The following is a 14,815-nucleotide window of genomic DNA, read 5'->3' on the forward strand; positions in this document are numbered from 1 at the left end:
GTTGAATTAATCACAGAAGTTGCAATGAACGAAGGATTAAGATTCGCTATCAGAGAAGGTGGAAGAACAGTAGGTTCTGGAGTTGTTACTAGCATAGACGAATAATATTTGCTTTTGTTTTGGACTGGGTATATTGTACCTAGTCCTTTACAAAGAACTAAAATATTGACAATGATATATTTTTGTGATAATGTGAATTAGTAACTCAAAATTCAATATAGAATTAAGAGTATTTTGACTCTTTAAATATATACAAATAACTGGAGGTGCAACAATGAGAGTAAAAATAACTTTAGCATGCACAGAATGCAAACAAAGAAACTATGCAACTATGAAAAACAAAAAGAATAATCCTGACAGAATTGAAATGCAAAAGTATTGCAAATTCTGTAAGAAGCACACTCTTCACAGAGAAACTAAATAGTAATACTATTTAGAGAACACATACTTACAAAATTTAAGGATGTGATATTATGGCAAAACAAGCAAAATCTAAAGATGCAAAAAAAGGTGGCATAATAAACTTTTTTAAAGGGATTTTTGTAGAAATCAAGGATAAGATAACTTGGCCTTCTGCACAAGAAACTAAGAAAGCAACAATAGCTGTTTTCTTATTTACTTTAGCGTACACTATTATAATTGGTGTATTCGATTATGCTTTCCAAAATCTCTTTGAATTAATTTTAAAGCTTAAATAAGGAGGTTTGGGTGCTAGCACCGATAAAATAATATGAGTGAAAGAGCAAGATGGTACGTGGTACATACATACTCAGGTTATGAAAATAAGGTAAAAGCTACAATTGAAAAAACCATTGAAAATAGAAATCTTCATGATCTAATACTTGATATTCAAGTTCCTATGGAAGATGTTGTTGAAGAAAAAGAAGATGGCAGTAAAAAAGTAGTTTCTAAGAAAAAGTTTCCTGGATATGTAATAATTAAAATGCTAATGTCAGACGAATCTTGGTATGTTATAAGAAATACTAGAGGAGTTACTGGCTTTGTTGGACCTGGATCAAAACCTGTTCCTCTTACTGATGAAGAAGTTGATGCCATGGGTGTAAAGGAAGTGCCTAAAGACATTGATATTGAAGTAGGAGAAAGCGTAAGAGTAATTTCTGGGCCTTTAAGAGAGTTTATTGCATTAGTACAAGAAATTAGTGTTGAAAAACACAAAATAAAAGCATCTGTAGATATGTTCGGCAGAGAAACTTTAGCTGAACTAGATTTTAATCAAATTGAAAAACTAGTTTAAAAATAAATTAGTGTTTATTAAGTGGGAGAGCATATTAATTTAATGCTCGCAAACACCACAGTATTAGGAGGAATAACAAATGGCAAAGAAAGTAACTGGAATGATAAAACTTCAACTTGCTGCAGGAAAGGCAACACCAGCACCACCAGTTGGACCAGCATTAGGACAACATGGTGTAAATATTATGGGATTCTGTAAGGAGTTTAATGCAAAAACTGCTAATCAAGCTGGATTAATAATACCAGTAGTTATAACAGTATATCAAGATAGATCTTTTAGTTTTATCTTAAAAACTCCTCCAGCTGCTGTTTTAATCAAGAAAGAATTAGGATTAAAGAGTGGATCAGGAGTTCCAAACAAAACAAAGGTTGGTAAATTAACTAAGGAACAAGTTAAGAAGATTGCAGAAATGAAGATGCCAGACTTAAATGCTGCTACAATTGAAAGTGCTATGAGCATGGTAGAAGGTACAGCAAGAAGCATGGGAGTAACAGTAGAAGAGTAATTCAAAATAAGTGGGAGGTCTAAACCGCTATTACCACAAAGGAGGCTTATTAATGGGAAAAAAATACGTAGAGAGTGCAAAATTAATTGATAGACATACTTTATATAGTCCAGCAGAAGCAATGGATTTATGTGTAAAAACTGCTAAAGCAAATTTCGATGAGACTATAGAGTTACATGTAAGATTAGGTGTTGATCCAAGACATGCAGATCAACAAGTTAGAGGTGCAGTAGTTTTACCAAACGGAACTGGAAAAACTGTTAAAGTTTTAGTGTTTGCTAAAGGTGAAAAGGCTAAAGAAGCAGAAGCAGCAGGAGCAGATTATGTTGGTGCTGAAGAATTAGTTCAAAAAATTCAATCAGAAAACTGGTTTGATTTTGATGTAGTTGTTGCAACTCCAGATATGATGGGTGTTGTTGGTAGAATAGGTAGAATATTAGGACCTAAAGGATTAATGCCAAACCCAAAATCAGGAACAGTAACTTTTGATGTTGCTAAGGCAATATCTGAAATTAAAGCTGGTAAAGTAGAATATAGAGTTGACAAAACTGCTATAATCCACTGCCAAATTGGTAAGAAGTCTTTTGGAGCTGAAAAGTTACAACAAAACTTCCAAACTATAATGGAAGCTATTGTTAAGGCTAAACCAGCAGCTGCAAAAGGTCAATACATTAAGTCAGTATCTGTATCAAGTACTATGGGACCTGGAACAAAAATAAATCCTGTAAAAGTATTAGAATAGTATTGACAATGTAACAAAAGATTGTTATAATTCACATTGTTGTAAAAAAGAATAAAGCATTCCGTAGACAGTGGGTGTATTTTTACATAACGTATATCAACCTACTTAGGAAGATTATTAAAGAGATTTATGTAGTCTTCCTTTGTCTAAAGGAAGACTTTTTTGATACACTATCTATTACAAGGAGGTGACAAACAGTAATGAATAAGAATAGAACTTTAAAAGAAGCAAAAGTGGCTGAAATTAAAGAAAAGTTAGAGAAAGCTAAAGCTGTAGTTATAGCTGACTATCAAGGTCTTACTGTTGAAGAAGATACTCAATTAAGAAAGAATTTAAGAACAGAAGGTGTCGAATATAAAGTATACAAAAATACTTTAGTAACTTTAGCTGCTAAAGAATTAGGCATTGAAGGTTTAGATGAATTCTTAGAAGGACCAAGTGCTATAGCATTTTCATATGAAGATGTTACAGCTCCAGCAAGAATTTTAAATAATTTTGCTAATGATCATAAGAAATTAGAATTAAAAGCAGGTCTTATTGATGGAGAAATCTACGATAAGGAAAAAATCGTTCAACTTGCTTCAATTCCATCAAAAGAAGTTCTTATTGCAAAACTTCTTGGAAGTATCAAGGCTCCATTATCAAACCTTGCATACTTACTTAGTGCAATAAAAGATAAAAAAGAAGCTGAAACAGCTGAATAAACTGAATAATTTTTGAAAAATTTTGGAGGTGCAATTTATAATGACAAAGGAAGATATAATTCAAGCTATAAAGGAAATGAGCGTTTTAGATTTAAACGAATTAGTTAAAGCGTGTGAAGAAGAATTTGGAGTAAGTGCTGCTGCTCCAGTTGCTGTTGCAGGAGGTGCTGCTGCAGGTGCTGCAGGTGCTGCTGAAAAGTCTGAATTCGACGTAGTATTAACAAATGCAGGTGCAAGCAAGATTAAAGTAATCAAAGTTGTTAGAGAAATAACTGGATTAGGATTAAAAGAAGCTAAGGAAATAGTTGATGGAGCTCCTAAGACTATTAAAGAAGCTGTAGCTAAGGATCAAGCTGAAGAAATGAAAGCTAAATTAGCTGAAGTTGGAGCAGAAATAGAATTAAAGTAATTTATTCTTTTAAAGAGGTGCTAGTTAGCACCTCTTTTTTGTCGTCAACAAAATAAAACTTTCAGATAAAAATATAATAAAAATAAAACAAAAGGTTGACAATTGAAATCTATTGTGATACTATCATTAAATGTACTATTCAATATGGATAATTATATAATAGTGTAAAGTATGTAATTGATTTAATTACATATTGCGTTGATGTTCTCCGAAAGCATAAATTCCCTAGAGAAATTATGTTTTTGGTTATTTTAGTTTATATAAGGGGTGAAAATTCATGGTACATCCTGTCCAAAATGGAAAAAGAACAAGAATGAGTTTCAGCAGAGTAAAAGATGTAACAGAAATACCAAATTTAATCGAAGTGCAATTAAATTCCTATAAGTGGTTTTTAGATGAAGGACTTCATGAAGTATTTGATGATGTTAATCCTATTAGTAACTTTACAGGAAACTTAGTTCTAGAGTTTGTTGATTACAAACTTGATCTGGATAATATAAAATATTCAGTTGAAGAATGTAAAGAAAGAGATGCAACTTATGCTGCACCGCTAAAAGTATCAGTTAGATTACAAAATAATGAAACTGGTGAAATTAAGGAACAAGAGGTATTTATGGGAGATTTCCCATTAATGACTGATCAAGGTACATTTATTATAAATGGTGCTGAGAGAGTTATAGTTAGCCAATTAGTTAGATCACCAGGTGTATATTACAATTATACTAGAGATAAGAGTGGTAAAAAATTATTTGCATCAACAGTCATACCCAATAGAGGTGCATGGCTTGAATATGAAACTGATTCTAATGATATTATTTATGTTAGAATCGATAAAACAAGAAAGCTTCCAATTACAATCTTAGCAAGAGCTATGGGATTTGGAACAGACCAAGAATTAATTGATTATTTTGGTGAAGATGAGAGATTTAAAGCATCAATTGAAAAAGATAATACAAAAACTAAGGAAGAAGCTTTACTTGAAGTTTATAAAAGACTTAGACCAGGTGAACCTCCTACAGTAGATAGTGCTATTTCTTTAATTGATTCTTTATTCTTTGATGCTAAAAGATATGACCTATCAAGAGTTGGTAGATATAAATTCAATAAGAAGTTAGCAATTAACTTAAGATTAGTTAATCAAATTGCAGCTGAAGATATTGTTAATCCATCAACTGGAGAAATAATGGTTGAAAAAGGACAAAAAATAAGTAGAAAAGTTTCAGAAGAAATTAGAAATTCAGGAATTAACTCTGTAGATATATTAGTAGAAGATAAAGTAGTAAGGGTAATAGGAAATAATTTTGTAGATATACATAAATATATATCTTTTGATATTTCCGATTTAAACATAAAAGAATTAGTACATTATCCAATACTAAAAGAAATTTTAGATAACTTTGATGATGAAGAATCAATTAAAAAGGAAATTAAAAGAAGAATTAATGAATTAATACCTAAGCATATAATTAAGGATGATATCTTTGCAACAATAAGCTATGAATTAGGATTGCCTTATGGAGTAGGATATGTTGATGATATTGATCACTTAGCAAATAGAAGATTAAGATCAGTAGGTGAATTATTACAAAATCAATTTAGAATTGGTTTATCAAGAATGGAAAGAGTAGTTAAAGAAAGAATGACTATTCAAGATCAAGAGGCTATAACTCCTCAAATGTTAATTAACATTAGACCAGTTGCTGCAGCTATTAAAGAATTCTTTGGTAGTTCACAATTATCACAATTCATGGATCAAATTAATCCATTATCAGAGCTTACGCATAAGAGAAGATTATCAGCACTTGGACCTGGAGGTCTTTCAAGAGAAAGAGCTGGATTTGAAGTTAGAGACGTTCACCACTCACATTATGGTAGAATGTGTCCTATAGAAACTCCAGAAGGACCTAACATAGGTCTTATCAATTCATTAGCTGCTTATGCTAGAGTAAATGAATATGGATTTATAGAAACTCCATATAGCATTATTGATAAAGAAAAGCATGTGGTAACAAAAGAAATAAGATACTTTACTGCAGATGAAGAAGATCAATATTTAATTGCACATGCAAAAGAACCACTTACAGAAGATGGGCACTTTGTTAATAAGAAAGTAACAGTTAGACATTTGGATGATATTTTAGTAGTTCCAGCTGAAGATGCAGATCTTATGGATGTTTCTCCAAGACAAATTGTATCTGTGGCAACAGCTATGATACCATTCCTTGAAAATGATGATGCGTCAAGAGCCTTAATGGGATCAAACATGCAACGTCAGGCAGTTCCATTATTAAAAACACAAGCACCAATAGTTGGTACAGGTATTGAATTTAAGGCTGCTGTAGATTGTGGTATTCTTCCAAAAGCAAAAAATGCCGGAGTTGTACAATATGTAAGTGCTGACCAAATCAGAATTAAGAGAGATTCAGATGGTGGTACAGATGTATATAAACTTCTTAAATTTAAGAGAAGTAACCAAGGTATGTGTATAAACCAAAGACCTATTGTAGAAAAAGGTGAAATTATATTTAAAAATCAAGTTTTAGCTGATGGAGCATCAACTGATCTTGGTGAAATAGCATTAGGTAAGAATATTAGAATGGGATTCATTACTTGGGAAGGTTACAACTACGAAGATGCTATGCTTATCTCTGAAGAATTAGTAAGAGAAGATATATTCACTTCAATTCATATAGAAGAATATGAGTGTGAAGCTAGAGATACTAAGCTTGGACCTGAAGAAATTACAAGAGATATACCAAATGTAAGTGAAGATGCACTTAAAGATATAGATGATAGAGGTATCATTAGAATTGGAGCTGAAGTTAGATCAGGAGATATTTTGGTTGGTAAGGTTACACCAAAGGGTGAAACTGAATTAACAGCAGAAGAAAGACTTCTAAGAGCTATATTTGGTGAAAAAGCTAGAGAAGTTAGAGATACATCTCTTAGAGTTCCTCATGGTGAAGCTGGAATTATAGTAGATATAAAAGTGTTTACTAGAGAAAATGGTGATGATTTAAATCCAGGAGTAAATGAACTTGTAAGATGTTATATAGCTCAAAAGAGAAAAATATCAGTAGGAGATAAGATGGCAGGACGTCATGGTAATAAGGGTGTTGTTTCAAGAGTATTACCAGAAGAAGATATGCCATTCTTACCAGATGGTAGACCACTTCAGATTTGCTTAAATCCTCTAGGAGTTCCATCACGTATGAATATTGGTCAGGTACTTGAAGTTCACTTAGGATGGGCGGCAAGTAAACTTGGCTGGCATATAGCTACTCCAGTTTTTGATGGCGCATCTGAATCAGATATTAAAGAATGCTTAGAGAAAGCTGGTTATGCAGTAAATGGTAAAACAGTTTTATATGATGGTAGAACAGGAGAACCTTTTGACAATGAAGTAACAGTTGGTATAATGTATATCTTAAAACTAGCTCACTTAGTTGATGATAAGATTCATGCAAGATCAACTGGACCATATTCATTAGTTACTCAACAACCTTTAGGTGGTAAAGCTCAATTTGGAGGCCAAAGATTTGGTGAAATGGAAGTTTGGGCTCTTGAAGCTTACGGTGCTGCTCACACTCTTCAAGAAATATTAACTGTTAAATCAGATGATGTTGTAGGAAGAGTTAAAACATACGAGGCTATAGTTAAGGGCGAAAATATTCCAGAACCAGGAGTTCCAGAATCATTTAAGGTTCTTATTAAGGAATTACAGGCATTATGCTTAGATGTTAGAGTGTTAAATGAAGATAATCAAGAAGTTCAATTAAAAGAATTGACTGATGATGATTCAGAACAATTAGATGTTAACATGGAAGGTACAGAAGATTTTGTGGCTCCAACTGAACAAAATGGTGATATGCCAAGTGATGACAGTTATACTGAACCTGAAGAAAAAGAAGAAGATATTGACGATGAAGATTTTGACGAATTTCAAATAGACTCATTACAAGATGATTTAAGACTTGATGATTTTAATGATGATGAACACTAATTTTTTGAAGGGAGGATATACCCTTGTTTGAATTAAACAATTTTGATGCCATGCAAATAGGTTTAGCATCTCCAGAACAAGTAAGAAAATGGTCTAGAGGTGAGGTTAAAAAACCAGAAACAATAAATTATAGAACTTTAAAACCAGAAAGAGATGGTCTATTCTGTGAAAGAATTTTTGGACCAACTAAGGACTGGGAATGTCACTGTGGAAAGTACAAGAGAGTAAGATATAAAGGAATTGTTTGTGACAGATGTGGAGTTGAAGTCACAAAGGCAAAGGTTAGAAGAGAGAGAATGGGGCACATTGAACTTGCTGCTCCAGTATCTCATATTTGGTATTTTAAAGGAATTCCATCTAGAATGGGATTAATACTAGATATGTCACCAAGAGCACTTGAAAAAATACTATATTTTGCTTCATATGTTGTTATTGATCCAAAAGATACACCACTTTTAAAGAAACAACTATTAAATGAAAAAGAATTTAGAGAAGCTGTTGATAAATATGGTGAAGAAAGTTTTGAAGCAGGTATGGGAGCTGAATCAATTAAAAAGTTATTAGCTGAAATTGATCTTGAAGCTCAATCAGTTGAACTTAAAGAAGAACTTAAACAAAGTTCAGGACAAAAGAAAGTAAGAATAATTAGAAGACTAGAAGTTATAGAATCATTTAGACAATCTGGAAATGATCCAACTTGGATGATTATTGATGTTATTCCTGTTATTCCACCAGATTTAAGACCTATGGTTCAATTAGATGGAGGAAGATTTGCTACATCTGATTTAAATGATTTATATAGAAGAGTTATTAATAGAAATAATAGACTTAAGAAATTATTAGATTTAGGTGCACCAGATATCATTGTTAGAAATGAAAAGAGAATGCTTCAAGAAGCTGTAGATGCTTTAATTGACAATGGTAGAAGGGGTAGGGCTGTTACTGGTCCTGGAAATAGACCTCTTAAATCTTTATCAGATATGCTTAAGGGAAAACAAGGAAGATTCAGACAAAACTTACTTGGTAAGAGAGTTGACTATTCAGGAAGATCTGTTATAGTAGTTGGTCCAGAATTAAAAATGTATCAATGTGGTCTTCCAAAGGAAATGGCAATAGAGCTTTTCAAACCATTTGTTATGAAAAAACTTGTTGAAGATGGAATAGCACATAATATAAAGAGCGCAAAGAGAATGGTTGAAAGAGTAATGCCTCAAGTATGGGATGTACTTGAAGAAGTTATTGCAGATCATCCTGTTCTTTTAAACCGTGCTCCTACACTTCACAGACTTGGAATTCAAGCATTCCAACCAGTGCTTGTTGAAGGTAGAGCAATAAAATTACATCCATTAGCATGTACAGCATATAATGCTGATTTTGATGGTGACCAAATGGCGGTACACGTACCATTATCAGTTGAAGCACAAGCTGAAGCTAGATTCTTAATGCTTGCTGCTAATAATATATTAAAACCATCTGATGGTAAACCAGTTTGTGTTCCTACACAAGATATGGTTCTTGGTTCATATTATTTAACTATGGAAGCACAACAAGAAAAAGGATCAGGATCAATATTCTCATCAAAAGAGGAAGCTATAATGGCTTACCAAGTTGGAGCAATAGGAATACATGCTGATATTAAAGTAAAAATGTATAGGGAATTTGATGGAGTTCTTGAAAGTGGAATAATCCAAACTACAGTAGGAAAGATTTTGTTCAATGAATCAATTCCTCAAGATTTAGGATTCATTGATAGAACTAGCAATGAAGAAAAATTCAATTTAGAAATAGAATTCCTTGTTACAAAGAAAACATTAGGAAAGATTATTGATAAATGTTATGCAGTTCATGGACCTACTAATACATCTATTATGCTTGATAAGATTAAAGCATTAGGATATCATTATTCATCAATTGGAGCTGTTACAGTATCAACATCTGATATGATAGTTCCAGATGAAAAATACACATTACTAAAAGAAGCAGATGAAACTGTAGAAAAGATCGAAAAGATGTATAAGAGAGGATTTATATCTGATGATGAAAGATATGAAAGAGTTATAGCTAAGTGGACTAAAACAACTGAAGATGTTGCAGATGCCTTAATGGATAGTTTGGATAGATTCAATCCTATATACATGATGGCTGACTCTGGAGCCAGAGGTTCTAAGTCTCAAATTAAGCAATTAGCTGGTATGAGAGGACTTATGGCAAGTCCATCTGGTAAGATTCTAGAATTACCAATTAGAGCATCATTTAAGGAAGGTCTTGATGTACTTGAGTATTTCATTTCTACACATGGTGCAAGAAAAGGTAATGCTGATACTGCTTTAAAAACTGCCGATTCAGGTTACTTAACAAGAAGACTAGTTGATGTATCACAAGATGTTATTGTAAGAGAAGAAGATTGTGGTACTAAAGAAGGTATGTATGTATCTGAAATTAAGGAAGGTAATGAAGTAGTTGAAGAATTAAAAGAAAGACTTACAGGAAGATATCTTGCAGAAGATATTTGTGATCCAAATACAGGTGACTTAATACTTGCAAATGATTCATATGTTGATGCTGCAATGGCAGAGAAAATCCAAAACACTGGAATTAAAAAAGTTAAAATAAGATCAGTATTTACATGTGATTGTAAAACTGGTGTATGTTCAAAGTGTTATGGTATGAATATGGCAACAGCTAAAAAGATAGATATTGGTGAAGCTGTTGGAATAATAGCAGCTCAGTCAATTGGTGAACCAGGAACACAACTTACAATGAGAACATTCCATACAGGTGGTGTTGTTGGTGCTGATATAACTCAAGGTCTTCCAAGAGTTGAAGAATTATTTGAAGCTAGAAAACCTAAAGGTCTTGCAATAGTTTCTGAAGTTACAGGTACTGTTAAGATTGAAGAAACTAAGAAAAAGAGAACTGTTCATGTAGTTGGCGCTGATGGTGAAGAAAAGAGTTACGATATACCATTTGGCTCAAGACTTAAAGTTACTGATGGTGAAGAAATTGAAGCTGGTGATGAGGTAACAGAAGGTTCAGTAAATCCACATGATATCATGAATATTAAAGGAATTGATGGAGCTAGAAGATATCTTTTATCAGAAGTTCAAAAAGTTTATAGACTTCAAGGTGTTGATATTAATGATAAACATCTAGAAGTAGTTGTAAGACAAATGACAAGAAAAGTTAAAGTTACAAGCTCTGGAGATACAGAACTTTTACCTGGAACTATGATTGATATATTTGATTTTAGAGAAGCAAATGAAAAGGTAAGAGAATTTGGTGGAGTTGAGGCTCAAGGAGAACAAGTATTACTTGGTATAACTAAAGCAGCTTTAGCAACAGATAGTTTCTTATCAGCAGCATCATTCCAAGAAACAACTAGAGTTTTAACTGAAGCAGCAATAAAAGGAAAGGTTGATCCATTATTAGGATTAAAAGAAAATGTAATCATTGGTAAGCTTATACCAGCTGGTACAGGTATGATGAGATACAGAACATTAAAAGTTAATGCTAAGGATGAACCAAAAGAAGAAATAGTTAATATTGATTCAATTCAATAATATAATATATTGACATAAGCTTTGTTAGATGATAAAATACAAATTGTGTGATTTTATGTATTAATGTAGAATTACGCAATTGTATTTTATTTTTTTCAAAATCTAAACAGACAACGGTTGTTGCGTTTTGATTTGTTTTATCTTTTTAATTTAAAATAGATAAATATAATTCAGGAGGTGAAAAAATGCCAACTATAAGTCAATTAGTAAGAAAAGGAAGAAAAGTTGCAGTTACTACTTCAACAGCTCCAGCATTAAAGGAGTGTCCTCAAAAGAGAGGTGTATGTACTGTAGTAAAAACTACTACTCCAAAGAAGCCTAACTCAGCTTTAAGAAAAATTGCCAGAGTAAGACTTACAAATGGATTTGAAGTTACAGCTTACATCGGAGGTGTAGGTCATAACTTACAAGAACACAGTGTTGTTCTTATAAGAGGTGGTAGAGTTAAGGACCTTCCTGGTGTTAGATACCATATCGTTAGAGGTGCATTAGATTGTGCTGGTGTAGCTAACAGAATGCAAGGAAGATCAAAATATGGTGCTAAGAGACCTAAGAAATAGTCTATAGCAACATGTAGTGCTTATCTTCAGCATTTACATAGATTTGAAGTAGTTAATTATTAGTGATTTTATAGATATTATAGAAAATTTATATAGATGAAGAAGTTAGCACTTTGCGGTATGAGATATTACCGAGTACCTATGAACTTAAATAATCTTGTTAAGGAGGGAAGAAAAGTGCCAAGAAAAGGACATATAGCAAAAAGAGATGTATTACCAGATCCAATGTACAATTCAAAGGTTGTTACTAAATTAATAAACAACATAATGTTGGATGGTAAAAAGGGCGTGGCACAAAAAATATGCTACGATGCTTTTGAAATAATAGCTCAAAAATCAGGTAAGGAAGCATTAGAAGTATTTGAAGAATCAATGAATAATGTAATGCCATTACTTGAAGTTAAAGCTAGAAGAATAGGTGGAGCTACTTATCAAGTTCCAATAGAAGTAAGAGCAGAAAGAAGACAGACATTAGGTATCAGATGGATACTAGCAGCAGCTAGAAAAAGAGGAGAAAAGCTTATGAGTGAAAGATTAGCTGGAGAATTACTAGATGCAGCTAACAACACTGGATCTGCTGTTAAGAAGAGAGAAGATACTCATAGAATGGCAGAAGCAAACAAGGCTTTCGCTCACTACAGATACTAATTATAATTAAAACTGTTTTGGATCTTATGCCAAAGCAGTTTTGTCAAATTTATAATGGAAATGAAGCAAGCGTTATCACTTGCTTTTAGAAAATTTGTTCTTATAAAATTAAATAAATGTCTAATTGAGAGGAGGAAAAAGTAATGACTAGAAAATTCCCATTAGAAAAGTTCCGTAACTTCGGAATTATGGCTCATATTGATGCGGGAAAAACTACAACTACTGAGCGTATATTATTCTATGCTGGTAAGACTCACAAAATAGGTGAAACACATACTGGTGAATCACAAATGGACTGGATGGCTCAAGAAAAAGAAAGAGGTATCACAATTACTTCAGCAGCTACTGCATGCGAATGGAAGGGTCATGAATTAAATATTATCGATACTCCAGGACACGTAGATTTCACAGTTGAAGTTGAAAGATCACTAAGAGTACTTGATGGAGCTGTAACAGTTCTTGATGCAAAGAGTGGTGTTGAACCTCAAACTGAAACTGTATGGAGACAGGCAGATAAATATAATGTTCCAAGAATTATTTATGTAAATAAGATGGATGCTACTGGAGCAGATTTCTTTAGATGTGTAACTACAGTTAGAGATAGATTAAAAGCTAATTGTATAGCAATTCAAATACCAATAGGTAATGAAGACTCATTTAAAGGAATGGTTGATTTAATTAAGAATCAAGCAAATGTTTTTTATGATGATTTGGGAACTGATATAAGAGTAGAAGAAATTCCTGATGATTTAAAAGAACAAGCAGCAGAATATAGAAATATTATGATTGAAGCAATTGCTGAGACAGATGAAGAATTAATGATGAAATATCTTGAAGGTGAAGAAATCACTGAAGAAGAAATAGTTGCTGCATTAAGAAAAGCTACTATAGCAAATGAAATTTATCCTTGTCTTTGTGGTTCTTCATACAAGAATAAAGGTGTTCAAGAAATGTTAGATGCTGTTGTTGAATTCTTACCATCACCACTTGATATACCACCAGTTTCAGGTGTTGATTTAGAAGGAAATGATTCTAACAGAAAAGCAGACGATAAAGAACCAATGTCAGCTTTAGCATTTAAAATTGCTACAGATCCATTTGTTGGAAGATTAGCATTTACTAGAATATATTCAGGTGTAATGTCTAGTGGTTCTTATGTTCTTAACTCTACTAAGGGTAAGAAAGAAAGAATTGGTAGACTTGTTAAGATGCATGCTAACCATAGAGAAGAAGTTGAAAGCTTAGAAGCTGGAGAATTAGGAGCAATCATAGGATTAAAGAACACTACTACTGGTGATACTTTATGTGATGAAGCTAATCCAATAATACTTGAACAAATGGAATTCCCAGAACCAGTTATTTCAGTAGCTATTGAACCAAAAACAAAAGCTGGTCAAGAAAAAATGGGTATTGCTTTAGCAAAACTTGCTGAAGAAGATCCAACATTCAAAACTTACACTAACCAAGAAACTGGTCAAACAATCATAGCTGGTATGGGTGAACTTCACTTAGATATAATTGTTGATAGACTTCAAAGAGAATTTAAGGTTGAATGTAATGTAGGTGCTCCACAAGTTTCTTACAAGGAAACAATTAGAAAAGCAGTTAAAGCTGAAGCTAAATATGCTAAACAATCAGGTGGTAAAGGACAATACGGTCACTGTATTATTGAAATGGAACCAACTGAAGGAGAATATACATTTGAAAATGCAATCGTAGGTGGAGCTATTCCAAAAGAATACATTCCTGCTATTGATGCTGGTATCCAAGAAGCAGCTTTAAATGGTATTGTTGCTGGATACAATGTTATTAACTTTAAGGTTAAATTAGTACATGGTTCTTACCATGAAGTCGATTCTTCAGAAATGGCGTTTAAAATAGCTGGTTCTATGGCATTTAAGAATGCTATGGCTAAAGCTGATCCAGTATTACTTGAACCTATGGAAAAAGTTGAAATTACTGTTCCAGAAGAATATATGGGTGATGTAATTGGTGATGTTAACTCAAGAAGAGGAAGAATGGAAGGTATGGAATCAGTTAATGGTGCTCAAATAATAAGAGCATTTGTACCTCTTGCTGAAATGTTTGGTTATGCAACTGCATTAAGATCAAAGACTCAAGGTAGAGGAACTTACTCAATGGTATTTGACCACTATGAAGAAGTACCAAAAGCTATTCAAGAACAAATTGCTGGAAATAAAGATAAATAATTAATAAATTAATGTATTTTTGCACCAGTAAATTTTATTAAAAAGTAGATTATAATAATCAAATAAGTTATAATAATTAAGAAGATTTTATGACTTAGGTTATATTAAGGAGGAATATAAAAAATGGCAAAGGAAAAATTTGAAAGAAATAAGCCACACGTAAACATTGGAACAATTGGTCACGTTGACCACGGAAAAACAACATTAACAGCAGCTATT

At 32.7% G+C, this 14,815-nt stretch carries 13 protein-coding genes, 1 pseudogene and 1 other annotated feature; all 14 genes and pseudogenes read left to right on the top strand.

What is annotated here, in order from left to right; all coding sequences use genetic code 11:
- A pseudogene (locus ACTNAO_RS11935) lies at positions 1–105 on the top strand (elongation factor Tu); the annotation flags it as partial.
- Between the two features lie 169 nt (positions 106–274).
- On the top strand, positions 275–424 hold the full coding sequence (gene rpmG, locus ACTNAO_RS11940) for a 50S ribosomal protein L33 (protein ID WP_441029289.1): 150 nt from the start codon (positions 275–277) through the stop codon (positions 422–424).
- Positions 425–473: 49 nt separating this feature from the next.
- Complete coding sequence (gene secE / locus ACTNAO_RS11945; protein WP_441029291.1) at positions 474–698, top strand: preprotein translocase subunit SecE; 225 nt, start codon at positions 474–476, stop codon at positions 696–698.
- 32 nt (positions 699–730) lie between these two features.
- Positions 731–1,255: a transcription termination/antitermination protein NusG gene (nusG, locus tag ACTNAO_RS11950; RefSeq protein ID WP_441029293.1), complete on the top strand. Its 525-nt coding sequence runs from the start codon at positions 731–733 to the stop codon at positions 1,253–1,255.
- 79 nt (positions 1,256–1,334) lie between these two features.
- Positions 1,335–1,760 (top strand): 50S ribosomal protein L11, encoded by a 426-nt coding sequence (gene rplK, locus ACTNAO_RS11955; protein WP_441029295.1) that lies wholly within the window; start codon positions 1,335–1,337, stop codon positions 1,758–1,760.
- Positions 1,761–1,812: 52 nt separating this feature from the next.
- Positions 1,813–2,502, top strand: coding sequence for a 50S ribosomal protein L1 (gene rplA / locus ACTNAO_RS11960; RefSeq protein ID WP_441029297.1), 690 nt, complete (start codon positions 1,813–1,815; stop codon positions 2,500–2,502).
- 43 nt (positions 2,503–2,545) lie between these two features.
- Positions 2,546–2,675, top strand: a sequence feature (ribosomal protein L10 leader region).
- 27 nt (positions 2,676–2,702) lie between these two features.
- Positions 2,703–3,206: a 50S ribosomal protein L10 gene (gene rplJ, locus ACTNAO_RS11965; protein WP_441029299.1), complete on the top strand. Its 504-nt coding sequence runs from the start codon at positions 2,703–2,705 to the stop codon at positions 3,204–3,206.
- Positions 3,207–3,246: 40 nt separating this feature from the next.
- A complete protein-coding gene (gene rplL, locus ACTNAO_RS11970; protein WP_441029301.1) occupies positions 3,247–3,615 on the top strand; it encodes a 50S ribosomal protein L7/L12 in 369 nt (122 codons plus the stop codon).
- Between the two features lie 277 nt (positions 3,616–3,892).
- The gene (gene rpoB, locus ACTNAO_RS11975; protein ID WP_441029302.1) at positions 3,893–7,618 is read left to right on the top strand and encodes a DNA-directed RNA polymerase subunit beta; all 3,726 of its coding nucleotides are present in this window, start codon (positions 3,893–3,895) and stop codon (positions 7,616–7,618) included.
- A 23-nt stretch (positions 7,619–7,641) separates the two neighbouring features.
- Positions 7,642–11,178: a DNA-directed RNA polymerase subunit beta' gene (rpoC, locus tag ACTNAO_RS11980; protein WP_441029304.1), complete on the top strand. Its 3,537-nt coding sequence runs from the start codon at positions 7,642–7,644 to the stop codon at positions 11,176–11,178.
- Between the two features lie 185 nt (positions 11,179–11,363).
- Positions 11,364–11,738: a 30S ribosomal protein S12 gene (rpsL, locus tag ACTNAO_RS11985; RefSeq protein ID WP_441029306.1), complete on the top strand. Its 375-nt coding sequence runs from the start codon at positions 11,364–11,366 to the stop codon at positions 11,736–11,738.
- Between the two features lie 177 nt (positions 11,739–11,915).
- The gene (rpsG, locus tag ACTNAO_RS11990) at positions 11,916–12,386 is read left to right on the top strand and encodes a 30S ribosomal protein S7 (RefSeq protein WP_441029308.1); all 471 of its coding nucleotides are present in this window, start codon (positions 11,916–11,918) and stop codon (positions 12,384–12,386) included.
- A gap of 143 nt (positions 12,387–12,529) precedes the next feature.
- The gene (gene fusA, locus ACTNAO_RS11995; protein WP_441029309.1) at positions 12,530–14,596 is read left to right on the top strand and encodes an elongation factor G; all 2,067 of its coding nucleotides are present in this window, start codon (positions 12,530–12,532) and stop codon (positions 14,594–14,596) included.
- Positions 14,597–14,719: 123 nt separating this feature from the next.
- Positions 14,720–14,815 (top strand): GTP-binding protein (locus ACTNAO_RS12000; protein ID WP_287621107.1); only part of this gene is annotated, 96 nt, incomplete at its 3' end.

The sequence above is a fragment of the Clostridium sp. HCP1S3_C6 genome (genome assembly GCF_052066735.1).
Classification (GTDB): domain Bacteria; phylum Bacillota; class Clostridia; order Clostridiales; family Clostridiaceae; genus Clostridium.

Excerpts from the sequence above, each read along its gene's own strand:
- rplK (WP_441029295.1), top strand. The coding sequence starts at position 1,335 with ATGGCAAAGAAAGTAACTGGAATGATAAAACTTCAACTTGCTGCAGGA.
- rplJ (WP_441029299.1), top strand. The coding sequence starts at position 2,703 with ATGAATAAGAATAGAACTTTAAAAGAAGCAAAAGTGGCTGAAATTAAA.
- rplL (WP_441029301.1), top strand. The coding sequence starts at position 3,247 with ATGACAAAGGAAGATATAATTCAAGCTATAAAGGAAATGAGCGTTTTA.
- rpsL (WP_441029306.1), top strand. The coding sequence starts at position 11,364 with ATGCCAACTATAAGTCAATTAGTAAGAAAAGGAAGAAAAGTTGCAGTT.
- rpmG (WP_441029289.1), top strand. The coding sequence starts at position 275 with ATGAGAGTAAAAATAACTTTAGCATGCACAGAATGCAAACAAAGAAAC.
- rplA (WP_441029297.1), top strand. The coding sequence starts at position 1,813 with ATGGGAAAAAAATACGTAGAGAGTGCAAAATTAATTGATAGACATACT.
- rpoB (WP_441029302.1), top strand. The coding sequence starts at position 3,893 with ATGGTACATCCTGTCCAAAATGGAAAAAGAACAAGAATGAGTTTCAGC.
- nusG (WP_441029293.1), top strand. The coding sequence starts at position 731 with ATGAGTGAAAGAGCAAGATGGTACGTGGTACATACATACTCAGGTTAT.
- secE (WP_441029291.1), top strand. The coding sequence starts at position 474 with ATGGCAAAACAAGCAAAATCTAAAGATGCAAAAAAAGGTGGCATAATA.
- fusA (WP_441029309.1), top strand. The coding sequence starts at position 12,530 with ATGACTAGAAAATTCCCATTAGAAAAGTTCCGTAACTTCGGAATTATG.